Consider the following 24,621-nt stretch of genomic DNA (forward strand, 5'->3'; position numbering starts at 1 on the left):
CTTAAGGAAAATATTATCTTGCTTGCTTCTAAAGATTAAGTTCGTTAGAATCGTCCCCAATAATCTTAATTTTTATAACTAAAAACTAGTAGATTTTAGTAACTTCCAAATGGGTTTTTTTGCTATGCAAAATTCTAAAAAAAAGTTAGCTCTTGACTTAAAAAAATTTCCTAACTTAGATAAGTTTTCTAAAAACTTAGAAAAATTTCCTAAAAACTTAGATAGTTTTTCTAAAGATAAATTTTTATTTGTTAAAACTCTAGTTGAAAATCCTATAGAACTTGGTCAAGTAACACCTAGTTCACGCTTTTTAGCAGAAGGAATGGTGGCTAGTTTAGATTTGGCTAATGCCAAAGCAGTAGTTGAATTTGGCCCTGGTACAGGAGCAATTACCAAAGCTATTGTTAAAAAATGTGGTGATAAAACTAAATTTTTTGCTGTAGAAACTAACGCTAATATGATTGAAATTTGGCAAAGACGTTTTCCAGAACATCAAATTATTCAAGATAGTGCAGAAAATATTGGCGAACTTCTAAAACGTAACGGTTTGGAACATGCAGACTATATTATCTCTAGTCTCCCTTTTGCTTTAATTGAACCAAAACTTGGGCAACGAATCTTAAATAATTCTTATGCCAGTTTGCGACCCGGCGGCGTTTTTGTTACTTATCAATATGTACATGCTAGGGTTATTAATAGTGTTATGAGGCTTTTAAGAAAAACTTTTCCTGTGGTTGATACGTCAGTAGTGTTTCGTAATCTGCCTCCTTCTTTTGTTTTTCGCTGTCAAAAACCTGAGTAAAAGAAAAATACAAAAAAATAAGAGAGTAACAATTTACTCTCTTATTTTCCTTAAGATTTTAGCTAATTTATTTTTTGGCTAATTCTTCAATTCTTTCATTTTCTTCAATGATAGTTGAGCGTAAAGCAATAAAAGCTCGTTGAACATTATCAGGTAAGCTATCACAATTAGCACAAGCATCTGCATTTCCTTTTAATGCAGTAACTCCACAAATTCCACAAAGACGACGGTTAGCTACTTCTTGATAAGATTTTTTTTCTAAATATTTTTTGCTTCTATGACTGCATCTTCTAACCAAGCAAAGTGTTTTACATCTGTTTCAACAAATTCTGTAATATGTTCAATAGTCATTACATTATGTTCGCTTGATTTAGTCAAAACTTCAAAGGTTGGTTCAAATAAAATTGCATGTTTTCCTAGTCTCATAACTTCAACTCCTCCTATAACTTGCAAAATAAGATTTTAGGCAGACATTAGATAAATCTGCATTAATAATTTTAAGTATTACTTAATTGTTAGGATGTTTTTATAGCCGACAGTATAGCACGAGTTAGAAAAATCTAACCATTTTTGTCAAGAGATTTTTAATAATTTTCTAGTTTTTCAGCCACAACTAAACAGCTACCACCAAAAGGGATCTGGCGTTTGGATTTAATAAAGCTAAGTTCTAGCTCTAAATATTGATTAAGCAAATGGTTAAATAACCCTCGTTGAACATTATGTTCCTTACGTGTAGTTTCTAGGCTTCCTTCTTGTCGCCAACCTAATTTACTAGGGATTGTTCTAAGTAAAAATATTGGTAAGGGTAAAAATGAAAAAAAATAAGAAGAATAATTAATTTTATAGCCTAAATTAACTAATTTTTTGGTTAATTTATTGAGTGTATAGCGTCTAAAATGTCCTGTTATTTCATCTTCGGTTGACCAAAGAAATTGATAAGCAGGAACTGTTAAATAAAGCTTACCACCTATTTTTAAGATAGATTTTATTTGAAGCAAAAAATCTTTTTCTGCTTCAATGTGTTCTAAAACATCAAATAAACCTATAGCAGACAAAGAATTAGCAAAAAATCCAGCATCTTCTAAAGAAGAGCAGATCACTGTTAAACCTTTATTTTTAGCATTTTGTGCGCCAATCATTCCTGGCTCAACAGCTACTGAGTTAAAACCTGCTTGGCTTAAAGCTTTTGAAACATAACCGTTACCTGCACCAATATCAAAAATTGTTCCTTGAGGAGAAAAATTTTTCATTGTATCAATCAAGCAATTATTCCGATGGTAAAACCAAAAAGACTTTTCTTCTACTTGTTCACATTCTGAGTGACCATCTTCAGGAAAGGCTATTGCACGCTGATTATTTGCTACCCAAATATCATTGCTTGAAAGAGTTAAATTTTTGGCTAATTGCTCTATATTCATAACTTAGTTGGAGATATTGTAGATTACTGCAATATTTTTACTCCAGGTGGAACAGAAAATTCAAATTGTTCATCTATAGCTAAAAAGTTTTCTCGGAAATTTGATAAAATAAAATCTGACCGACGATCATTTGCATTAATTAATACTAACCGACTTAATTGCATAGCTTTAGGGTTTACTTCTACAAATAATCTTTTCAATGAACTACTTATACGTTTAGGGATTAACTCTAGCACAATATTACCAGAGATTACTGGTGATTCTACATTAGAAATTTCTATAGACTTAAAATCTTTTTGTAGATTACGGCGACCTAAGAGAAAAACAAATGGTGCGCGTGGATCATCGCTTTCTTTAAGTGCAGTGATTGTTACTTCTTTTTCTTCAGGGAGGTAAAAATAAACTTTTTTATCATTTACAATAAATATTTTTTCTTCAGGCTGTTGATAATCCCAACGCATTTTTCCGGGTCGTTTTAAGGTTAAAGTGCCTTGTTCACGGAGTTTGCGCCCGGCTCGGTCGCTATAAACTTGGGTAAAATCTGCTGCTAACCCTTTCATATTGCCATAGCGATTTTCTAGCCCAATAATTAACTTTTTGACTGTTTCATCTTCAGCTTGCCCTGGTAAAGCAATTAATATCAATAAGATAAAAACGAAAATAGCCTTAAAAATTGCAAAATTAATAAAACGTGTCATAAATAAAATATCCTTAAATTTATTGTCTAATGCTAATTTCTAAAAGTTTTAGATGCAGCATAAGTTTATTTTTGTATCTTTCTAATAGTTTTTTCTACATAAGAAAAGTTTTGTTATTTATTCTTTTTGGGACAGCATTATCCCACAAACGAACAAACCTAAATATGCAAAGTTAGAGATTTTTCTACAAGGCTAATTTTATCAATTAAATAAAATAAATCAAAAAGTTGGCACAGCATTTGGGTAAGTATTTTAATGGCCTTTTTAAGTTCTACAAAATAAAAGGGGAAAGTTATGGAAAAATTTCTTCAAGATTTCCGCTATGGATTACGAGTATTAGCAAAAAGCAAAATTTTTACTGTAGCAGTAGTTTTTATTTTAGCTTTGGGCATTGGGGCAAACACAACTATTTTTACAATCCTAAATGCTATTTTCCTACAACCATTGCCAATGGAAAAGGTTGAAGAAGTAGTTTCCCTTTTTACTCTAGATGGAAAAAATTCTAATGATAGTCGTAACACCTTGGCGGTTTCTTTTCCAAACTATAAAGATTACCGTGACCAAAATACTACTTTTACCGCTATTGCAGCCTTTTCAGGCGCATCTTTAAGTCTAATAGGTCAAGGAGAGCCTAGACAGCTTAATGGCTCAATCGTTACAGGGAATTACTTTGATGTTTTAGGAGTAAAAGCTTTAATAGGGCGGACTTTTTTACCTGAAGAAGACCAAACCCCAGGACTGCATCCTGTGATTGTTTTAAGCCATAATGTATGGAAAAACCAATTTGGTGCAAAGCCTGAAATTATAGGTAGCCAAATTACATTAAATGCTACTAGCTACACAGTAATTGGTGTAACTCCACCAAACTTTCGAGGAACTTTTGCTATAGGATCAGTGGACTTTTTTGTCCCAATGATGATGCATGAACAAGTTTTTAATGGCATTTTTAAGCAATGGTTTGATTCTCGGCGGGCATTACTTTTTAATTTGGTAGGTAGACTTAAGCCAAATGTAACTATCGAACAAGCACAAGCCGAAATCACAACCATTGCTAGCCAATTAGCTAAAGAATATCCAAAAGATAATGATGGTCGTACACTAACGCTTATACCATTAGCACAATCTACTATTAATCCTAACCAACGAGACATTTTTATAAGAGGTGGGGCATTATTAATGGTAGTTGTTGGATTAGTTTTATTAATTGCTTGTGCAAATATTGCTAATCTTTTGTTAATACGGGCTAATATTCGTCGTCGGGAAGTTGCTATTCGTATTGCTCTTGGTGCTAGTGCGTGGCGATTATTTCAACAATTTATGATTGAAAGTATTTTACTTTCCACTATAGGGGGTATTATTGGCCTTTGTTTAGCTCTTTGGGGACGTGATTTATTATGGTCTTATCGTCCTGTTTTTATTCAAGCTGATGGACTGGATTTAAGTCTAGATTTAAGAGTGCTAGTTTTTACTTTTTTGATTTCACTAATTACAGGGATAATTTTTGGTATTATTCCAACACTTCAAGCTACTAGGTCAAACTTAGTAATAGAATTAAAAGAAAAAACAGCCCCAATTAATTCAGGTAATAAACTGCTAACACTACGTAATATTCTAGTGATTGCTCAAATAGCTTTTTCATTAGTAGCTTTAATTAGTGCTAGTCTTTTCCTTCATAGCCTTATCAATGCCCAATCAATTAACCCAGGCTTTGAAACTAAAAAAGTTTTTACAATCTCATTTGAATTAAATCGCCAAAATTATAATGAAGTTCAAGGAAAAGAATTTTTCCGTAATGTTCAAAGCCATGTTCAAGGCTTACCGGGTGTAAAGTCTGTTAGCGTAGCGGCTAACCCTCCGCTTGGAGGAGGCTTTTAAGGAGCGTTTTCCCTGAAGGTGGAGATCCTCAAGCTTTAGGTAAAGGTATCCTTACAACTACTAATAATATTGGAACAAAATTCTTTGAAACCCTTAATATTCCTATGCTTCAAGGGCGCGATTTTAATGACTCTGATAGAGAAACGGCTCCAGGAGTTGCAATTATTAATGAAGCAATGGTAAAACGCTTTTGGCCCGGACAAGATGCTGTCGGAAAACGATTTAGGTTTTTTGGAGATGATAATTTTACCGAAGTAATAGGGATAGTTAAAGATACAAAAATAGTTTCTCTTGGTGAAGAGCCAACACCTTGTGCTTATATTCCAATATTTCAACGCTATACAAATTTAGTAACTTTATATGTCCAAAGCAAAGAAGACCCTAAAACCATTTTAGGAATAGTTAGAGCAGAAGTACAATCGCTTGATAGCAATTTAGCTCTTACAAATATCAACACGGTTTCCGAAATAATAGGTCAAAGTCTTTGGGCTGCTCGTATGAGTGCTACTTTGTTAGTTTTGTTTGGGTTGTTAGCTTTAGTTCTTGCTGCTGTTGGAATTTATGGAATTTTAGCCTACTCTGTAAATCAGCGTACCCAAGAAATAGGTGTTCGCATGGCGTTAGGTGCAAAACCATTTGATATCTTAAAACTAGTTCTTAGCCAAGCAATGTTGTTAGTTGGAATAGGGATTACGCTTGGCACAGTGGGCGGTTTATTTTTAGTACGTATTTTTGCAGGTCTTTTATTTGGTGTAAGTGCTTTTGATCCAGTAACTTTTATAGTAGCCCCATTAATTTTAGCTCTAGTGGCCTTGCTAGCTAGCTATATCCCAGCTTATCGTGCTACAAAAGTTGATCCATTAGTAGCCTTACGCTGTGAATAATAAAGTCATATTAAACTAGGGCTAATTTTTTTCTTAGCCCTAGTAATTAACCTAAAGTCCAGTTTAATCTAATACTTACGCTATTTTTCTAAAACATTACTCACACAACTTAAAAAAATGTTATTGCATCCCAACAATGGTTAAGCAACAATTAATTATCTCGAAAAAGGAAGGTTGGGTAATTTTATGGGAAAAGAAGGGACTAATAAAACTTCTGGTGCAAAATGTTGGATTAGATTAAGAGGATCTCCAAATGACCCAGAATCCTTTGAATTAGCTGCTTGGACTGGTATTGCTTGGGAAATCCCTGCAAAAACGAATGATGGACGTATAGTAGTTTTATCTATACCTGATTATATGGTTGCAGAAACATTACCAGCAGAAACAGACCCAGAAAAGCTCTATCATCCATTAAAAGTAGCTTAAGATTGCAAGTGCAATCTTAAAAAATTTGTAAATTATAGCTAGCACAACGTTAAAAAGTGTTTAAAAGTATTTCTTTTGCCCTCCTCATTTTGTTAAAAGCTAGGAAACAAAAAACTTATAAGTAGCTGAACGTATACCATTAATTTCTATTACTAGGGTATTTTCACCTTTTTTAAACTTAAATTTTTTCTCTTTACCCTTAAAAAATAATAAATCCTCTGTTAATTTTGCTGCGCGGTTAATAGAAACACCATTAATCAATAATTTTACTTTTGTAGAAAGCCCTTCACCTATTACTTCTAAGCGGTTATCTAGAATTGAATAACGGGCAAAATCTATGCGTAAATTTGTGCCAATATTGATGTTAGCATCACTTGTGTCAACTATTTGACTACTAGAATTTGTACGTACAACAATACGAAAAAGTGCTGTTGCGGTTATTTTTGTTGGAGTAAAATCAAAACTTCGCAAGTTTGCAGCTAAATTGCTAGCAATGGTTTGGAATGTTTTTCCTTCATCTGTAGAAAGCATTAAATCTTGGTTTGTAGTCTTAGCAGCTAGGTCTTGAGATAAAATCCAGCGAATATTGATTGCTTGGTTTTGTGGTAAAACTTCACCTCCATTTGGAAAAGTTAAAAATAATCCATCAACTTTATCTGGAACGCTAGCGAGACTACGAGCAAAACGATCAACATTAGGAGTCCCCCAACCTGTAGCTAGATCGTAACCTGGGCGTGCTTGATAGCCATCAAGTCCACCACCACTATTATTTCCTACCGTAATATCATTGAAAAATAATGAACGTGGGCTAGCACTAGTTTCTTGTTGTTTACCTAGTTGGTAGATGCGATGGTTGGCATTACCAAACCCATCTGTTTTAGAAAATTGATTAGTTAAAGCTAAAATCCCCGCCCAAACCGGAGCAGAAGCACTTGTTCCACCAATAACACGAGTAACACCACTTTCAACAACAAAAAATCCTGGACGGCTAAAGTCGGCTAGTAATGAAACATCTGGCACAGTTCGACCTGTTTGAGTAATTCCGGCTAAAGTTTGAAAGTCTGGACGTGGAAACATTACACTTATTCCACCGCCGCTACCTTGCCAAACTTGTTCGTCTTGATAAGCTGTTACATTTCCATTTGCATCACTTTCAACCATTAAAGATGTGCCTCCAACCCCAACTATAAAAGGACTTGAGGCTAAACCATTAACTTGCAAACTTTGCCCATCACCACAATCATTTGCACCTCGATCACCTGAGGAAACAAAAACCGTCTGACCCTGAGCCGCAGCTTGTTTATAAAGATTGTTAAATATGGCGACAAATTGAGGAAATAAAAACTTTTCACAAGCTCCAAAGCTAATACTTAATATTTTCGTATCAGGTAAAACATTTAGAAAATAGGTTAAAGATTGATCAATCTCGCTATCTCTATCAGCAATAACAACTTGGATATCTGCTTTTGGTGCTGCCGCGCCTGATAATTGGGTGTCAAGCAAAACTTCTAAAGTTTCTATGCCTCCACGATCAATAATTTCTCCGCCAGCAGGGATTTTTACAATGTTAACAGCAGGTAACTTAAATAAATCTCGATAAGTGTTAACATCTGACATATCAAAATCACTTCTAGCAATAATACCAATTTTTTGTCCTTGGCCTTCAATACCATTAGCAAAAAGAGGTTTGAAATTATAAGCAACGTGTAAATCCTGTGGGCCAATAGCAAAACGTCCGCGATCTATTACAGTAGGCAAAATATCTTGGGGTTGTCTTTTAAGGCTTGGTTCTGTAAAAAGAAAACTATTTAACTTAACATCCATAATCTCTAAAGCTAAGTTAGAAGGTAAGTAGTTAGTTTGGGAGTTTGCATAATAAATTTGGTTATCTAATTCAAATAATTTTATTTGTGTTTGAAAAGCTTTTTGTAGCGTTGAGACGGAAGCTTGAAAATCTAGCCTTAAACGATTTGACCAGCTTTGAGTAACTTTAATATTTGAGCTTTCTAGCCAACTAATAGCCATTTGATAAACATCTTTTGAAACACCAAACTTTTCGCCAAATTGAGTAGGAGTAAGCCATTTTTGATAATTTTCGCTTGTAGGGTTTTGTTGTTCTCTTAAAAGCTCATCAAGTGTAGATTCATTTTTTAAGCGAAAATATAATGTACCACTAATAAGCATATTTGCTGGTGCAGCAGTTTTTAATCTTGCTTGAAGAGGAATAAAGGGTTTGCTAACAGGCTCTAAATTTTCTACTTGGGCTTTAGTTGTAGGAAAGATAATTGTTAAAAGGCAGAAAATACAAATTATTAGCAAGAAAACTTTTTTAGCCATAAATAACCTACTCTCAACAATTTATTTTGATAAATTTATATTATTTGTTATTAACTCTTTTATTTTCTGTAAAAAACCGTGATAGAATTTTAATCATTTTTTAATTATTCAAACAAGGGGATAAACTAGCTAAATTATGGACTCACCACAATCAAAAACCAAGACTAAAACACCTAATAAATCAACTAGTGAAGCTAACAATAACGATAGACAATCGGATATTAAAAAAATCTATGATATTGCTACAGGGTTTTGGGCTTCTGGCGCACTTATTGCCGCAATTAAACTTGGAGTCTTTACTAGGCTAGAAAATAACCCTGCTACAAGTGATTATTTAGCACGTAAACTTGGCTTAAATCGCCGTTGGACAGAAAAACTTTTAACTGCTTGTGCTGCTATGGGAATGTTAGAAAAAAGCGATAAATATTTCAGCAACTCCCCCACCGCATCACAATATCTAGTTGAATATAAACCACATTACCAAGGTCATTTCCTGCTGCATTTAGGATCATTATGGGAAAGATTTGGTTCTTTAGCCAGTACAGTCCAAACTGGTATGCGAAATGATAGTCAAACAACAGAACGAACAGATCAAGAAACTAGTAGAGCCTGGATTCTTAGCTCACATAGTGTTGCAATGAGTGGTCAGGCAGAAGCTTTAGCTAAAATGCTGGATTTAAGCGATAGTCAGCATTTATGTGATGTTGGAGGAGGCCCGGAACCTATGCAGCAGTTCTTTGTTTACGTAATCCAAATTTACAGGCCACTGTTTTAGATGATCCAGAAGTAGTTCCTTATGCTGAGGAAATTATTGCTCGCTCTGGCCTAAAAGAGCGTGTTAGCGTTAAACCAGCACAAGTTCCTTTTCATACCTATGATCAAGACTATGACGTAATGTTGATTTCTGGTGTTTTGCATGGTTTTTCTGAAGCTACTTGTAAAAAAATGTTACGTAAAGCCTATAAAGCTATGTCTTCAAATGGTTTAATTGTAATTCAAGAAATGCTCTTAGATGATGAAGACGCTCAACCCTTGTTACCAGCACTATTTAGCTTAAATATGACTATGGGAGAAAGTTACACGGCTGCACAAATTATGTCTTGGCTTTATGATGCAGGGTTTGTTAAAGCGGAAGTAAAAGAAATTCCTGATGGTTCTTGGATGGATCATGTAATTATGGCTGTAAAAGCCTAAAAAACTTATATTTAACTTAAAAATAGCCTAGTGACTGCTAGGCTATTTTTTTATTTGGCTGCAACTTTAGGTGCTGCATCAACAAATACATCTACTTGTTGACCAACATAAACAGGAAATGAAGGTGGTGAAAACCTGTAAATTACTTGTAAAACCCGAATATCTACACGCTCAGTATTATCACCAGTTAAACTTTTCTTTGGCAAAATATAAGGGTCTATTCTGACAAATTCTAAGGGAATTTTTTTATTTGAATCTCCTTTTAGATGTGCAACTGCTTGGCTACCAGAAGAAAATTTAACAGCATTGACCTCATCTATATCTACTCTAACCTGTAAAAGGTCTGTTTCTCCAAGCAACATTGAAGCTTGATTTGGGTTAGCTGTAATCATTTCTCCAACACGAATATTAAGTTGTAGGACTCGTCCAGTTTGCGGTGCAGTAACTGTTAATCTTTCTAAATTAACTAAAAGTTCTGCTCTTTGTGCTTTTAAGACACTTAAATTGGCTTCAGATTCTTTTATTCTAGCTTTTGCACTGTTAAGCAAGGCATCTGCTTGTTGAAATTGTGCCTCGGCTTGACTTACGCGAGCTTTTGCAGCATCACGAGCCTTAAGGCTAGTGTTATAAGTTAAAAAAGGAATTACACCAGTCTGATAAAGTTTTTCATTGCTGATTAAAACTTGTTCATTATCTTCTAGTAGTGCTTTTAATTGAGAAATATTAGCATCAGCACTTTGTTTAGCTGCTTCTTGAGTAGCAATATCAGCTTGTGCTGTAGCTAAAGTTGCTTCAGCACGGGCAATATTAGCCTCGGCACTAACAATTTTAGATCGTTGTTCCCGATCATCTATCAAAAAAAGTTTATCACCTGTTTTTACCAAATCGTTTTCTTTAACAAATATTTGTATAACTTGACCCGCTATAGGAGGGTTAATTTGAATATTTCGCCCTGCTGCTTCAATAATTCCGGCTCCAGCAATGGTTTGATCATAAGTATTTTGGGCAGGTTCATTAAGAGGTGGGGCAACAGGTGTTGGACGAGCAGAGACTTTTACCCAATAGATCGCAAAACTTATTCCAATTAATGCTAATAAAATACTGGCATACTTTCTCATACTTTCTAATCCCTCTATATTATTGATGTACTAAATTGTTATCGTTATTTTGGTTAGTATGAACGGCTATAATTTCCCCATCTAGCATTTCTGCTATTCGGTCGCCATAAGAAAAAATACGGTTATCATGTGTTACAACAATAATTGCTCGATCTTTGCTAAGAGCAGTACGTCTAAACATTTCCATTACTAATTTTCCTGTATCTCCATCCAAGCTAGCTGTAGGTTCATCACAGACAATAAGCCTAGGTTCAGATACTAAAGCACGAGCAATAGCGACACGTTGTTGTTGACCGCCTGAAAGTTGTGTAGGAAAAAATTCTGTTCTTTCGCCTAACCCTACTAAAGATAAAAACTCTCGCCCTTTTTTTACAGCCTTTGCATAAGGAGTTTTGGCAATTAGTAAGGGAACAGCAACATTTTCCGCGGCTGTTAAAGTTGGAATTAAGTTAAATTGCTGAAAAATAAAGCCTATATACTGGCGGCGAAAACTAGTTTTTTGAGATTGGCTTAATTTATCTACTCTTACACCAAAAACATCAACTACCCCATCATCATTATCTAATATTCCAGCCATTACACTTAGTAAGGTAGTTTTACCGCATCCAGACGGCCCAACTAGCAAAAGTAGCTCACCACAAGAAACTTGTAAATCTACTGTTTTTAATGCTTTAACCTGAGTATCTCCAACGCCAAAAGTTTTAGACACTTTAGTTAAAGACACTGCTATATCATAATTTGTTAATTGATTATCTTGTATTTTCATAATTATTAACTTCGGAAAACTACGGCAGGTTCTAATTGTAAGACTCGTTTAATACTAATTAAACTAGACACCATACATATTACTATTGTTATAACAAAACTAATTAAAAGTAGTTGATAGGGAGTAAAAAATGCTAGTCGGCCAGTTTGATTTACCCAACCAATAAGGCAGCCTGCTCCTGAACCAATACTATAGCCAATTATTCCTACTGTTAAACTTTGAAGTAAAATCATTTTAACTAATGTAAAACTACTAGTTCCCATCGCTTTAAGCGCGCCAAAATAACGCTCGTTTTGCAGAGCAAAAGCATAAAATGTTTGTCCCGCAATAGCCATTCCAACAAGAAAAACTAGGGTTAAAGAAATACCGATATTAATTGGAATACCAGTATTTTTCATATAGTAGCCAATAGTAAGCCACTGCATATCTGCTTTAGTATAAGCAGCTAAACCTGTAGATTTTTTAATAGTTTCTACAAGTTCTTTTGGGTCTAAAGAGTCTTGAGCTTGGACTAAAATAAAATTAAGTTGTTTACGTTGACGGGGTGAATATTGTAATGCACGGTCATAAGTAGTGTAAACATAAGGGTTAGACAAAAAATCTCTTGGAACATCAGCAATTCCAACTACACGAGCAAGACGGTCATTAATTTCAAAAGTATCCCCAATTTTAGGACTATTTAAGCGTTCTGATTCTGCTTTTCCAATAATTACAGAATCAGGAGAATTAAGCGCAGATGTGTCGCCTTCAAGCATTTTGCCGGGACGACCTGCTAAACTAGCATTATCTAAACCAAAAAGTCTTACAGTTTGAAACTTACCAGTTTTTAACCTTACCTGTGTTTGTCTCATAAATAGAGGAACTGCCCATTTTACACCTGGCACACTTCGCACACGTGTTAAATCGGTGTCTAGTAATGGTTTAGACTCATCAATAGATTGTAGTGTAGGATCTGCTACCCAAATTTGCGCTCCAACAGTTTCTATAGGTTTGGCAGTACGAAGCATTAATCCACAGAAAACAGAGCCTTGTTGAATAAATAACAATGAAACAAAGGCTAATCCACTAACTAAAGTAATGTACTTAGCGCGATCACCAATAAGCATTTGTAAGGCAATACGTAACATATTTAGACCTCTATTTGATTTACACCTTTTAATGCTGTTAGGGAAAACTCAGCAATATGTTTAGCAATACGACTAATTAAGTCGGGAGACATTTCTTTTTGATTAAGCACTTTTAAGATAATTGGTAGGGCAAAATGATAATGCAAACATTGAGAAACAATACTAAGAGTATAAAGCGGTAACTTATCAGAATTTGCTAAAGCAGGTTGAAATTGGGCAATTAATCTAGATAAAGCTCTATTTTTAGGCAAAATAAATTCCTGCACAATAACATCTAAAGCTGGTGTAGGATCGCTAATTTCTCTGCTCATTAAACAAGCGTGCCGACGTGCTTGGTCAGAGGAAAGAATTAAGAGCAGAAATTCTTCAATATATTTAGTAATAGCTATTTCGGCAGCTTCTTTTGTATTAATGACTTCAGCTTTTTTAATTATTTTTTGAAATTCTGGAGAACTTACACCGGTTTGTTGAAAAGCATAACGCAGAGTTTCTAGGTAAAGATTTTCTTTACTACCAAAATAATAATTTACCGCAGCAACATTAACTTCTGCTTCCCGTGCTAAGTCTCGAATGCTTGTTGCAGCTAAACCACGCTCGGCAAAAAGCTTTTCTGCAACTGCTAGTAGCCGTTCTTTGGTTCCTAATTCTTCCTGATTTTCTACTAAATTATTTGCCATTTTTATAATTTAAAACAGATGATTAAAACAAACGTTTGATTTTCTTAAAGTAAATGGCAATGGCAAAAAGGTCAATTAAATTTTGCTAAAACTTGGATAATTTTTAAGACAGAAAATTTTATAGTTGAAGTATTGGAATAGAGAACTGACGGGCTTGGGTAAAAATACTTTCTACTTCAGTTGCTTTTAATTTGCGGGAAATCACAACTAAAGCATTATTTTTTGCTTTGGAAAAATCATAAGTATTAAGTTCACTAGGCTTTTTACTAGTAAAATTTACTATGCCACATTTTATTAAGAGACACTTTAAGCTAATAAGCTCTATGTCCTCGCCGCTACCAAAAATTACTATTGATAAATTTTTTCTCATAAGATTACCTAGCAAATTTATTAAAACTAGCAAAAAGCTACATTTAAGGATAAGTCCTGCCTAAGCTCAATGTAGTTTTTGCTAGCATTTTGTAAAAATTTAAGGTGTCTTAAAGTTGCTTATTTCAATGACTCTTGCGCTTATTACACCATTTTCTGCACAAATTATGCGACGCTCAGAAGGAAACCAAATGTCTAGTTTATCCTTTACGTAGCGGACAATCTTTACAGTATTTACCAGCTTTTTTGTATTTTTTACAGCATTTTTCTTATAGTGCATAACTTATCCTTCTTTTAGTAAATTAGAAATTAGACTCATAGTTTTAACCTAATAAAAATACTATTTTGTTAATGTTAATTTTGAAAATCAATGTCAATTTCATTTTTCTAAAAATACTAAATCTTCTAGAAATATGTCAAGGTAAGTTAGGAAAGGTTTTGGCAAGTTTTCTAAAAATTTTTAACTGTTGTGGTAAGTGCTAAATTTATCTATAAGTTATGGGCAGTATTTTTAGTATATTGGTAAAAAGTGTTTGCTAGCAGAGCAAATTCCTTAGAACTAAGAGTTTCAGCGCGTCTTGTTAAAACAATATTGGCTTGCTCAAGAATAATTGGTATTTGAGAAGGTTCTAGCTTTGAATCAATAGTTTTGTAGTTGGATTTTAGGCTGTTTAAGATGGTTTTGCGACGTTCAGAAAAAGCAGCACAAACAACTTTTACAAATAAATTTCGGTCTAAAACCTCAACTAAAGGTTGTGGATAGACTTTTAATTGTAAAATGGCTGATTCTACTTTAGGAATAGGGCGAAATGAGCCAGCTTTTACAGGAAATAAAACCCTTGTATCAGCATAAAGTTGGGAAATTACAGATAAAATTCCATAATCTTTTCCTCCAGCCGTGCTAGCAATTCGTTCTGCTACTTCTCTTTGAAGCATTAAAGTCATATCTCGAATTAAATCACTAGCTGATAATAATCTAGTTAATATTGCTGTAGAAATATAGTAAGGAAGGTTAGCTACAATGCGAACTTTCTTTTTAACTCAGGGTGCAAATTTAATTGGCTATGAATTAACTGTTCTAAGTCTAAATCTAAGGCATCGGCTAAGATTAGCTCTAAATTATTTTGGGGAAGAGTTATTTTTAGTTCTTGAAGAAGTTCGCTATCTATTTCAATTGCAACAACTTTGCCCGCTTTTTCAAGTAAAGCTTCGGTCAAAATACCATGACCTGGGCCAATTTCTATTATTAATTCATCTGATGTTGGCGCAACATGTCCGACAATTCGGGCAATAATGTTTTGATCAACAAGAAAATTTTGTCCAAGGCTTTTTTTTGCTTTCAATGTAGTTTAATTTTCCACCTGAGTTTTAGGATAGCCAGTAATTTCAATATCTTTGTTATGTTGGATGATTTCAACGTTTTCTAGCTCTACGGCTTCATCTAGGCTTTCAAAGCCAGTTGCGCCCATTGCTACAGTTGCATTTTGTCCACCAACTAATTTAGGAGCAATAAAAAATGAGGCTTTATCAAACAAATGATTTTCTAAAAACTGTCCTGTGATGCTTGAGCCGCCTTCAACAATTAAGCTTGTAATTTGACGGCGTGCTAGTTCATTAAGTAGTGCAGGAAGCGACACATAGCCGCTTATTCCTGCTTCAAAAATTATTTGAACTCCAAGATCTTCATATTGTTTAACACGCTGCATTAAAGCTTCTTTGCTTCCAAGATTATTAATAGCTGATTGCTCATCAGCAAAAATAACTACAGGATATAGCGTGGTAGTAGTAAACATTTTTGCTGTAAGTGGAGTGTTTAGACTACCATCAACAATAATTCTAAATAATGCGCGATGTCGTTTAGCTTCAATTCTTAGGGTTAGTTCTGGATCATCAGCAATAACAGTTCCAGCACCTACTAAAATAGCATCATATTCTGCTCGGAGTTTTTGAGATGCTAGGCGAGAGGCTTCGCCCGTTATCCATTGGGATTTGCCAGAGTAAGTAGCAATTTTACCACCTAGGGTCATAGCTGTTTTTAGCAAAACAAAAGGGCGTTTTTTAGTAACAAAAGTAACAAATTTTTCATTAAGCTTTTGAGCTTCTTTTTCACATAGTCCAACTTGAACTTCTACACCATTTACTTGAAGCGCGTGAAAACCTCCACCAGCTACCAAAGGATTAGGGTCTGTCATTGCAGCAACTACACGACTTACACCGCTTCTTAAAATTAAATCTGTACAAGGGGGAGTTCGTCCATGATGGCAACAAGGCTCAAGATTTACAAAAAGTGTCGCATTTTGGGCAAGACTTCCAGCTTCTCTTAAAGCGTGTACCTCGGCATGGTCAAAACTGCTATAGCGATGATAGCCACGTCCAAGAACTACATCGCTTTTTACTACCAAAGCACCAACCATTGGATTAGGGCTAACTTGACCTTGACCCTTAGCGGCAAGTTTTAAGACTTCCTGCATCCATTTAAGATCATTCATAATTTAAGCCTTTGTTATTTGTTTTTTGATTACTGCTGGAACACCTACAGCTAAAGAGTTTGCTGGAATATCTTTTGTAACAACAGTTCCGGCACCTGTTATTGAACCTTCGCCAACTGTGACAGGGGCAACTAGCATTGTATCGCTGCCAATCTTAACATTATCAGCAATGATTGTAGAATGCTTATTTTTCCCATCATAATTACAAGTAATCGTTCCTGCACCAATATTTACTTGGTTGCCAATGGTTGCATCTCCTAAATAAGCTAGGTGCATAGCTTTAGTTTTACAGCCTAAAGTTGATTTTTTTACTTCAACAAAATTTCCTACAGTTGCATTAGCTTCTAATCTTGCTCCCATACGTAGATGTGCAAATGGGCCAACCATAGTGTCATCAGCTAAAAAGCTATCTACAACTAAACAGTAATCCTTAACCGTAACTCCATTAGCTAGTTGAGCGTTAACTAAATGAACTCCCGGGTAAAGTGTGCAATTTTCTCCTACAGTTGTATAACCTTCAATAACTACATTTGGGTAAATTACGCTATCCATTCCAATTGTAACTTGTGGGTCAATAAAAGTGCTATCAGGGTCAATAATTGTGACACCTGAAAGCATTAGGTTAGTTAATTTGCTTTTACGCAGGCGTTTTTCGGCTTCGGCAAGTTCTAAACGGTTATTAATTCCTAACACTTCATTGGCTACAGGGTATTGATAAATAGCTACTTTATTACCTTGTTTTTTTAGAACAGATAAAACATCTGTTAAATAATATTCACCTTGGGAATTGTTAGGGGAAATTCGCTCTAAAGCATTAAAAAGGGCATTAGATTCAAAACAATAAATTCCTGCATTAATTTCATTAATTGCTAGCTCTGTTGGGCTAGCATCTCGATGCTCAACAATATAGCTAAAATCTTCACCAGTGCGAACTATACGACCATAACCAGTTGGATCTGCAATAGTTGTAGTTAAAACAGTAGCTTTAGCATTATTTGATTTATGGACTTCAAAAAGATTTTTTAAGGTTTGAGCAGAAATTAAAGGAACATCGCCAGATAAAACTAAAATAGGTGTATTGTCGTTTGCAAGCTGTTCTTTAGCCATCATTACCATATGACCTGTGCCGCGTTGCTCAAGTTGTAAAACATGCTCTGGAGCAACAAGATTAGAGTCTGATAATTTTGTAAGTTGTTGATGACAAGTTTTTAAGTTTCGGGCTACATCGTCAGCTTGATGACCAATAATCATTAGGATTCTTTTTGGTGAAAGTGAAAGGGCTGTTTGGTAGACATGATTTATCAAAGGTTGACCAACTAAATTATGTAAAACCTTAGCTTTACGTGATTTCATTCTTGTACCTAAACCAGCAGCCATTACTAAAATATTTAAGTCCATAAATATATCCTACAAAAAAGAAGTTTTAAGAAAGCCAAGATTTTAACTACTTAAAAGCAAAAAGTTAATAGACTTATGCAAATACAAAAAAATAAGGCAGCCATTTAAGCTGCCTTATTTTTTGGATTATTTGTTAAAAGTTATTAGTTAGTAAAGCCAAAGCTATTCATCACTTCTGAGCTATCTTTTGTAAAGTCCATTTTTACTAACCCTTGCTTATTTAAGAAATATCTTTCAGAAGTACTTGATATGGTAGGGATATTTCTTTTTAGTCCCCAAGTCCAGTCTTGAATTTGTTGGAGTTTTTGTTGTTTGCTAACAGTTAATAAACCAGTGTTGATGTCTAGGATTGCAAGTTGTTGTTCAGGAGCAACATTGTAATCTTTTACTAAAGTTACTAGTATTTGGCTATTATTAATATAATCCATAATGTAAACATCAGCAAAATTCCCTGTTTCAATGGTTTTTTCTACTTGTCCTTCAGAAGATAAAATTTGCATAGTAGATTTTTTAGCATTTCTATCTACTTGTGCTAAAGCTATTTTGTCATTAGCAATAAAACGGACACGTTGATTTAACTCTTTATTTGGAGTGTAGATATTAGCTATAAGTTCACCTGTTTTAGCATTATAGAGTCCTGTAAGTTCATCGTTGCTTAGAATCATTTTTTCATTGTTGGATGACAACATAATTTGGTGAAATCTAAATGCTGTTGCTTTGCCAACTTCAACTAATTTTTTGTCACTAACATTTAGTTCAAATATTGCTAAATCATAGCTATCTTTGTTTCTTTTAGTATCATCAACTATATAAAAGCGTGCTAACTCAGGAGTTAAAAACACACCACCTTTATAAACCTTGTTTGTTAAAGGAATATGAACAGTTGCTAATTCTTTATCTGTGTTTAAGTCAAATATAGTAATCATATTATCTCTAACAAAAGCAAGACGTGAACCATCATCAGAAAGCTCTATTTGACCAAAAGAGGACACATTAATATCAGTGTAAACAGGTTTAATTTTGTCTGTGCTTAAATCTGCTTTAACTATTGAAAATTTGTCATAAAGTAAACCATAAACTCCAGCTTTGCTTTCTAACCAAACAGCCTTGTTACCATCAGCAGAAAATACTATTCCATAGAAGGAAGCACTAAAATTATCAAGTTGATGATAGTTACCACTTTTTACATTAAGTAAATAGCCGGATGTATAGTTGCCGCGTCCCCAACCTGCGCCCTGGAAAGTTACCCAACTACCTTTTGAATTAGTTTCAGCATAATTTACATTAGTTAAATCATCTGGAGCAGCAGAAACTATCCATTGAGAAACACCATAACCACCTACTATTAGAGTCATTATCATGCTCCAAAAAGAGATAGATAAAAATTTGTGTATACTTTTAATGTTAGAACGACCAAAAGAGAGAGCAAAACCATTAACAACTAGTAGCAGTAAGCCTAAGCCAAAAGGTAAAGCAGTTGCTAAAGTTTCGCTATAGTTGGTAGATACATAACCAGGGTTAAAATAGGCGACGAAGATAACAAAAAAGGAAAATGCTCCTAAAACTAGTGCAACAGGAGTAAGTGCTAAATCAGTTATTAACCAAAGAGATTTAGAACGAAAAATAATGCCTGCTGTTACGCCTAAACCTAGGCAAAGAACGGTTAGCGTACTATATATTTCTATTGCCTCGGGTGCAAAGAACTGATGGGATTGTGAACTAAAAAATAATAAGCTTGGTAGTGTTGTAAGCATTAGTGAGAGAACAACTATAGATAATGCACCTAGCACTTTTCCTATATAAAGGGTTGTAGCCGATAAGGGACGGGAAAAATAAAAACTCATTTGTCGGTTTGCTAGTTCTCTACCTAAAATAGATTCTCCTAATAGTAAAGAGAAGGCAAAAACAACACAAATTGTTATAGCAAAAGTACCAATTCCAACATCATTACCAGTAAAAGGTGCGCCAAATTTATTAAACACTGGGAATAGTGCGGGGAAAAGACCTATTACAAATGCTGCACCAAATAATGTGATTCTAGATTTTACTTCTCTTAAGGCGACGGTAAATAAACTTTTTAATTCTCTTTTAATTTCTCTCATAGCTATTCTCCTTTTTCTCCTACCATAACAGTAAAAATATCTTCTAATGACGTTGCAGAAACTTCTGCATCAGTTATTCCACCTAAATTTCTAAATTTATTAAATGAATATTCGTCATAGTTTGAAACAACAGCCTCTACTCCCCAACCCGACACCTTAACTTGAACTGTTGTAAGTCCATCCCAAGCCGCATCTCGGCTAGTTATTTCCATACCTCGGTTAGGGCAGCGGATACGACGAAATTTTGCTTTTAATGTTTCAATTTCTTCATTTGCTACTAATTTATTGTCCTTAATAATTCCTACTCGATCAGCGATTCTTTCAATACCAGCTAAATCATGCGAAGTAATAATTACGGTCATACCGCGATCAGCTAATTCACCAACTAATTCTTCAAAAAAATTTTTTCGTGCTACCACATCTAAGCCAAGTGTTGGGTCGTCAAGCACTAAAATTTCTGGGCAAGAACCAAGTGCAAGTGCAAGTGCAACTTGACCTTTTTGGCCTTTAGATAAATTGCCAAAAGCTACATTTAAGGGGACTTGAAAACGTGCTAGACGTTGGTTAACTCCAACAGCATCCCATTTTGGATAAAGATCTGAACAAAAATTTACTAATTGTTTAGCTGTCATATCAGCAGGGGCATCTGGTTCTTCTGGAATTACTCCAACTTTTTCCATTAGTCTAGAACGGTTTTTCCAGACATCTTGACCAAACATTGTTACTCTACCTGTTGTGGGCTTTTGTTGTCCTAAAAGACAACGTACAGTAGAAGATTTTCCTGTACCATTGCGCCCAAGTAGAGCATAAACTGAACCTGAAGGAACTTGAAAAGAAACATTTTCTAAAACGCTTTTTTTACCATAGCGGATGGTTAAAGCTTCAAAACCTATTGTTGCACCATCTGACAAACTTTCCATAAAACCTCCCATTCCTACCTTTGCCCTAACCTTGTTAATTTTACGGCTACTTTTAATCTACCTTGTTGTAGTTTTATATTGTGAAATGCCATTTTTAATTGCTGAATGGCTACTTCTTTTTCTATTCCTAATTCACTGGCAGCATAGGCATATCTTAAAGCTTCTTGATGTAATAAATCTTTTTGTTCATCTACTGTTAAATAATTAGCTACTATGATACCTTCCCAACGCTTATTTACTAAAAGCCCTGTATCTATTAAACGTTGATAAGCCTTTGCTACAATGGTTGGATTGATTTTTAATTCTTGAGCTAGCTCACGTACAGAAATAATTAAGCTTCCAGGGGCTAGAATTCCACTTGTAATTAACTTTCTTACGCCTTCTTCAACTTGTTGCCATAAGGGTTTTTCATTACTTGGATCTACTTTTAATCTAAAACTGACCATAAGTAACTACTCCTAATCCTTAAAATTCTGTTTCAAGTTCACTGCTACTAATTTGTTCAATAGCTTCTTTTAACTCTAAAATAGCTTCTTCAGAACTAGCTCCAATAGTAATAGCTGTAGTTGCATAGCGAATAGCACCTTCTCTTAAGAGTTGCTTACGTTCAACAATTCCCATTACTGGGCGACTTTCAGCAACAAAAGTTCCTTCACCACGCTTGACCATTAAAACTCCAGCGTCTACTAGACGTTGATAAGCTTTTGCTACTGTTGCTGGATTAACTCTTAACTCTTTGGCTAAATCTCTGACAGAAGGAACAGCTTCTCCTGGCACTAAAGCACCAGAAGCAACCAAACGTCGCAACCCTTCTTCTATTTGCCGCCAAATTGGAGCAGCATCACTAGGATCTATATGCAACGCTCGACTCATCTGTCCTCCTTAAAATTTAACTAATACGCTTTAGTTTTACTGTATTACTGTGTCACTGTATTAGTGTATTAGAAGTCTAATACACTAATACAGTGAAGTCAATAATAATTTTGCAAAAATTTTTAATTTTTAGCTTAAGATAATAAAAAATTAGAAAAAACTATAAAAATAGTAAAAAATAATAAAGATAATAAGAATAAAAGCCTAGGAATTTTGCTAAATACAAATTAACATCCATAAATAGCTTGTTAGTTAGGAGGTCTATACATAAAATAAGAAATTTAGCTAAGGTTGGTTTGTTAATTAGCAATTTTTTAGCAATTTTTAATAAATATAGAAATAGGAATAAAATTAAAACTTATAGCTTTAACATATAATTGAAGCTTTTATAAAAATAGTATTGATGATTAGTACACTGTAAACAAAGTTTTCTGAAATTTTATCTCTTAAAGCCCCAACGGGGCGGCATATTTGTAGCGCAGGGGTTCAACCCTACGTATGATAGTGTAATATTTATAGAGTCACGTAGTGACGACATAATTAAAATATTGTGTTAATTAGGTTTATTATGTTGTCGCTACGCGACTCTAGTTATGTATAATCACTAAGCTTATGTCTTACGACCTAGGCTACAATTATTTCGTCCCTTCAGGACTCAAGAAATTCAAAAAATATTAACTTACTTAGTTTACGCTGTAATTAGCTAATTTTTAATAAAAATCTTGCTGTAGTCTTAGGACAAAACTTTTAACTATATGAGTTCACAACAAATTAAATCCTTTGTTTCTTTACATCAATTTAATCAAATAACCCAGTTTGAGCTAGTAAGCGATGAGCAAAATGCCAAAGCTTATCAATTTACAGAAGATTTGCAAGAACTAGCTATAAGAATATTAGTTAATGCTGCTGCTGGTATTGGCACACAAGCTATTGTAGCTGAGCGTGGTATGGGTAAAAGTCATTTGCTTAATTTAGTACGTAGTTTAGCTAATCGCCCAAGATTTGTTAATTTATTACAAGATCAAAACGTAGTCAGTGCTTTTGAGAAACTAGCTTTACCTAAATTACCATCAGATGGATTTCCTACTTTAATTTTAGGGTTTGATTTAGAAAAAGGGTTAAATCTAGTAAAAGCTTATCCTATCATTCCTGGAACAGAAAATCTTTCTCCAGAAAATTTAATTACTCAAGTAGATGATATTATTGATCAAAAAATACGCACAGGAGTACAAATAGCTTTATTTATTGATGGTATTTCTCAATTTCTTATTGATCCACAACAAGGTGGGCCACTACTTGAATGGCTCCAAGAATTAGCAAAAGAGGCTGTTAATGGCAAATTTAGTTTGGTAATTACCTTGGATCAAAATGTTGCTGAAGGATCACTAAAAAAAGTACTCTCTACTATATTTAAGTATGAATACATCAATACTAATAGTATTGTTAATATTATTGATAAAAAGATCTTTGTTAAAACACAATCCCAACGCTTACAAGTAGAAAGTCTTTATTCTGATTTACGCCGTAGAATACCTTATTTTTCTTCTTCACAATCTCAATTTGCACAACTTTATCCCTTACATCCTTTAGTTGTAAAGCTAGCACCAGCAGTAAGACGCTATGCACGTTCATTTTCATTATTTGGATTTATTACAGCCGTTTCTTCTCGCGCATTGCTTAGACGAGCATTTAATTTAATTTGCTTAGATGAAGTGTTTGATAGTTTTGAGTTTGATTTACGTAAACATCCAAGTTTAGCTGAGACTTTTGTTCTTTATGATTATCTGTTTAATAAATACATTCCTTCCTTACCACAACCACAACCGCTTTATGCCAAAATGATGTTAAAAGCTTTGTTAATATTTTCATTAGCAGGCCAATCTGTAGCAGCAAAAAGCTTAGCTGATTCTGTAATGCTTTATGATGAGCGAGATCCATTATCTTTTATTGAAATGCTTAATTCCATTATGGCGCGACTTGCTGCTACAAGTAGCGGAATTGTTGTTAGTGCAGAGGGGCCAGAACTAAGCTATAAATTTAATATTGCAGAAACCAACCCCTTATCTTTACTTGCTAATAAACCTGATATAGATATTAGAACTATTACTAAAACTATTGCTAGAGATAAGCCCAAACGACAAGTCTCTAGCCAAAACTTTAAACCTATAGAAGTTAAAGGTGAACCTAGTTTATTGCCCCAATCCCCTATTAAAACAGATAGTCTTGTTGCTGCTAGTTCTAATGCTTCCGATATTTTACTAGATTTAGCTGATGCAATACCTGATGATGAGATTAAGCTAGATTACCTGCTTGTATCTACAGGAAAGAAGTTTTTTAAGGATTGGCCTTTTGTCTTAGAACAGGATAAACTCCGCGATAGAATAGAACTTAACGTAAAATGGCGAGGTTCATTAAGAAAAGGTATATTAGCCTTTGGTGGAAGTATTGAGTTATTTAATGATACAGATGAGCATCAAGCTGTTTGTGAGTATGATTGGCAAATAATTATGCTACGTGCTTATGCTCCAATGGCACTACCTCCACCAATAGAATTACCTAATACTTTGCTGTATTGGCAACCAATAGCAGTTAGTAGTATAGAACGTTTGTTATTAAAACAGTTATTAGTTATCAATGAAGGTAAATCACCTTTAAGCAAAGAAGAAACTTTACAGCTTAAAACTCATTTGGAAGAAGAAATAGGAAATATTTTTCAGCATGTTTATTTGACTAAAGGACGCTTAATTAATAATCAACAAACAGACTTACATTTAACTGCTAGTAATTCTTTTTTAATACTAATTTAACTAAACTCTTAGAACCTCTTTTAAGCAAACGTTTTTCTAAACATCCTGAATTTGAAGATTTATTAACTTTAGAAACAGTTTATGAGCTACTTCCTGGGTTATTTCAACCAACTAGTACACCTAGCCCAGATCAACAAGTTTCATTAGAACAATTTGCACGTCCTTTACACTTAATTTTTAATGAAGGAAATACTTATAAAATATCTGATTTATTAAATAATGTTGTAAAAGGTTCTGTAGTTGATTATTTTCATCAAGCACTTGAGCAAAATCAAGTCATAACTAAATTACAAGCTTTTAAGTTAGTTCATAAAGAGCCTTTTGGACTTCAACGACCAGCT

The 24,621-nt window shown here is 34.3% G+C and carries 25 protein-coding genes and 1 pseudogene; 7 read left to right on the forward strand and 19 right to left on the reverse strand.

What is annotated here, in order from left to right; translation table 11 throughout:
* Positions 1 to 124 precede the first annotated feature (124 nt).
* Complete coding sequence (locus IPK14_21045; protein ID MBK7995770.1) at positions 125 to 802, forward strand: methyltransferase domain-containing protein; 678 nt, start codon at positions 125 to 127, stop codon at positions 800 to 802.
* Between the two features lie 67 nt (positions 803 to 869).
* On the opposite strand, the gene IPK14_21050 is transcribed toward IPK14_21045, so the two are convergent.
* The 4 genes from IPK14_21050 to lolA form a co-directional block, all read right to left on the reverse strand.
* A complete protein-coding gene (locus tag IPK14_21050; GenBank protein ID MBK7995771.1) occupies positions 870 to 1,100 on the reverse strand; it encodes a hypothetical protein in 231 nt (76 codons plus the stop codon).
* Complete coding sequence (locus tag IPK14_21055) at positions 1,061 to 1,228, reverse strand: hypothetical protein (GenBank protein MBK7995772.1); 168 nt, start codon at positions 1,226 to 1,228, stop codon at positions 1,061 to 1,063. Before IPK14_21055 ends, IPK14_21050 begins: the two co-directional genes overlap by 40 nt.
* 158 nt (positions 1,229 to 1,386) lie before the next feature.
* Positions 1,387 to 2,220, reverse strand: coding sequence for a class I SAM-dependent methyltransferase (locus tag IPK14_21060; protein MBK7995773.1), 834 nt, complete (start codon positions 2,218 to 2,220; stop codon positions 1,387 to 1,389).
* 23 nt (positions 2,221 to 2,243) lie between these two features.
* A complete protein-coding gene (gene lolA, locus IPK14_21065; GenBank protein MBK7995774.1) occupies positions 2,244 to 2,918 on the reverse strand; it encodes an outer membrane lipoprotein chaperone LolA in 675 nt (224 codons plus the stop codon).
* 294 nt (positions 2,919 to 3,212) lie between these two features.
* Here lolA and IPK14_21070 point away from each other — a divergent pair, with 294 nt between their 5' ends.
* From IPK14_21070 to IPK14_21080, 3 genes are all read left to right on the forward strand, one after another.
* Entirely contained in the window at positions 3,213 to 4,793 is a 1,581-nt protein-coding gene (locus IPK14_21070; protein MBK7995775.1) for an ABC transporter permease, read from the forward strand.
* Between the two features lie 104 nt (positions 4,794 to 4,897).
* Positions 4,898 to 5,677, forward strand: a complete 780-nt coding sequence (locus IPK14_21075; protein MBK7995776.1) for an FtsX-like permease family protein — start codon at positions 4,898 to 4,900, stop codon at positions 5,675 to 5,677.
* Between the two features lie 186 nt (positions 5,678 to 5,863).
* Complete coding sequence (locus IPK14_21080; protein MBK7995777.1) at positions 5,864 to 6,103, forward strand: hypothetical protein; 240 nt, start codon at positions 5,864 to 5,866, stop codon at positions 6,101 to 6,103.
* Positions 6,104 to 6,202: 99 nt separating this feature from the next.
* Here IPK14_21080 and IPK14_21085 read toward each other — a convergent pair whose 3' ends face one another.
* The gene (locus IPK14_21085; protein ID MBK7995778.1) at positions 6,203 to 8,440 is read right to left on the reverse strand and encodes a S8/S53 family peptidase; all 2,238 of its coding nucleotides are present in this window, start codon (positions 8,438 to 8,440) and stop codon (positions 6,203 to 6,205) included.
* Positions 8,441 to 8,576: 136 nt separating this feature from the next.
* Between IPK14_21085 and IPK14_21090 the strand changes: the two genes are divergently transcribed.
* Both IPK14_21090 and IPK14_21095 read left to right on the forward strand, forming a co-directional pair.
* On the forward strand, positions 8,577 to 9,215 hold the full coding sequence (locus tag IPK14_21090; GenBank protein MBK7995779.1) for a hypothetical protein: 639 nt from the start codon (positions 8,577 to 8,579) through the stop codon (positions 9,213 to 9,215).
* Positions 9,158 to 9,634 (forward strand): annotated as a pseudogene (locus IPK14_21095) (hypothetical protein). Before IPK14_21090 ends, IPK14_21095 begins: the two are co-directional and overlap by 58 nt.
* Positions 9,635 to 9,684: 50 nt before the next feature.
* On the opposite strand, the gene IPK14_21100 reads toward IPK14_21095, so the two are convergent.
* The 14 genes from IPK14_21100 to IPK14_21165 all read right to left on the reverse strand — a co-directional run bounded on the left by IPK14_21100 (position 9,685) and on the right by IPK14_21165 (position 21,473).
* Positions 9,685 to 10,752 (reverse strand): biotin/lipoyl-binding protein, encoded by a 1,068-nt coding sequence (locus IPK14_21100; GenBank protein ID MBK7995780.1) that lies wholly within the window; start codon positions 10,750 to 10,752, stop codon positions 9,685 to 9,687.
* 19 nt (positions 10,753 to 10,771) lie between these two features.
* Positions 10,772 to 11,518, reverse strand: coding sequence for an ABC transporter ATP-binding protein (locus IPK14_21105; GenBank protein MBK7995781.1), 747 nt, complete (start codon positions 11,516 to 11,518; stop codon positions 10,772 to 10,774).
* 5 nt (positions 11,519 to 11,523) lie between these two features.
* Complete coding sequence (locus IPK14_21110; protein MBK7995782.1) at positions 11,524 to 12,645, reverse strand: ABC transporter permease; 1,122 nt, start codon at positions 12,643 to 12,645, stop codon at positions 11,524 to 11,526.
* Between the two features lie 2 nt (positions 12,646 to 12,647).
* The gene (locus tag IPK14_21115; GenBank protein ID MBK7995783.1) at positions 12,648 to 13,322 is read right to left on the reverse strand and encodes a CerR family C-terminal domain-containing protein; all 675 of its coding nucleotides are present in this window, start codon (positions 13,320 to 13,322) and stop codon (positions 12,648 to 12,650) included.
* 118 nt (positions 13,323 to 13,440) lie between these two features.
* A complete protein-coding gene (locus IPK14_21120) occupies positions 13,441 to 13,692 on the reverse strand; it encodes a hypothetical protein (protein ID MBK7995784.1) in 252 nt (83 codons plus the stop codon).
* 99 nt (positions 13,693 to 13,791) lie between these two features.
* Complete coding sequence (locus IPK14_21125) at positions 13,792 to 13,971, reverse strand: hypothetical protein (GenBank protein MBK7995785.1); 180 nt, start codon at positions 13,969 to 13,971, stop codon at positions 13,792 to 13,794.
* A gap of 209 nt (positions 13,972 to 14,180) precedes the next feature.
* Positions 14,181 to 14,714, reverse strand: a complete 534-nt coding sequence (locus IPK14_21130) for a hypothetical protein (GenBank protein ID MBK7995786.1) — start codon at positions 14,712 to 14,714, stop codon at positions 14,181 to 14,183.
* Entirely contained in the window at positions 14,708 to 15,034 is a 327-nt protein-coding gene (locus tag IPK14_21135) for a methyltransferase domain-containing protein (protein MBK7995787.1), read from the reverse strand. The genes IPK14_21130 and IPK14_21135 overlap by 7 nt, the downstream gene beginning before the upstream one ends.
* Positions 15,035 to 15,040: 6 nt before the next feature.
* Entirely contained in the window at positions 15,041 to 16,180 is a 1,140-nt protein-coding gene (gene ribD / locus IPK14_21140; GenBank protein ID MBK7995788.1) for a bifunctional diaminohydroxyphosphoribosylaminopyrimidine deaminase/5-amino-6-(5-phosphoribosylamino)uracil reductase RibD, read from the reverse strand.
* Positions 16,181 to 16,183: 3 nt separating this feature from the next.
* The gene (gene glmU, locus IPK14_21145; GenBank protein ID MBK7995789.1) at positions 16,184 to 17,578 is read right to left on the reverse strand and encodes a bifunctional UDP-N-acetylglucosamine diphosphorylase/glucosamine-1-phosphate N-acetyltransferase GlmU; all 1,395 of its coding nucleotides are present in this window, start codon (positions 17,576 to 17,578) and stop codon (positions 16,184 to 16,186) included.
* Positions 17,579 to 17,721: 143 nt separating this feature from the next.
* Positions 17,722 to 19,680, reverse strand: coding sequence for a hypothetical protein (locus IPK14_21150; GenBank protein ID MBK7995790.1), 1,959 nt, complete (start codon positions 19,678 to 19,680; stop codon positions 17,722 to 17,724).
* Between the two features lie 2 nt (positions 19,681 to 19,682).
* Entirely contained in the window at positions 19,683 to 20,600 is a 918-nt protein-coding gene (locus IPK14_21155) for an ABC transporter ATP-binding protein (protein ID MBK7995791.1), read from the reverse strand.
* 14 nt (positions 20,601 to 20,614) lie between these two features.
* Positions 20,615 to 21,046 (reverse strand): GntR family transcriptional regulator, encoded by a 432-nt coding sequence (locus IPK14_21160; GenBank protein MBK7995792.1) that lies wholly within the window; start codon positions 21,044 to 21,046, stop codon positions 20,615 to 20,617.
* Positions 21,047 to 21,065: 19 nt separating this feature from the next.
* Entirely contained in the window at positions 21,066 to 21,473 is a 408-nt protein-coding gene (locus IPK14_21165) for a GntR family transcriptional regulator (protein MBK7995793.1), read from the reverse strand.
* Positions 21,474 to 22,228: 755 nt separating this feature from the next.
* Between IPK14_21165 and IPK14_21170 the strand changes: the two genes are divergently transcribed.
* Positions 22,229 to 24,280: a hypothetical protein gene (locus IPK14_21170; protein MBK7995794.1), complete on the forward strand. Its 2,052-nt coding sequence runs from the start codon at positions 22,229 to 22,231 to the stop codon at positions 24,278 to 24,280.
* Positions 24,281 to 24,621 lie beyond the last annotated feature (341 nt).

The sequence above is a fragment of the Blastocatellia bacterium genome, assembly GCA_016713405.1.
In the GTDB taxonomy this organism is placed as follows: domain Bacteria; phylum Acidobacteriota; class Blastocatellia; order Chloracidobacteriales; family JADJPF01; genus JADJPF01.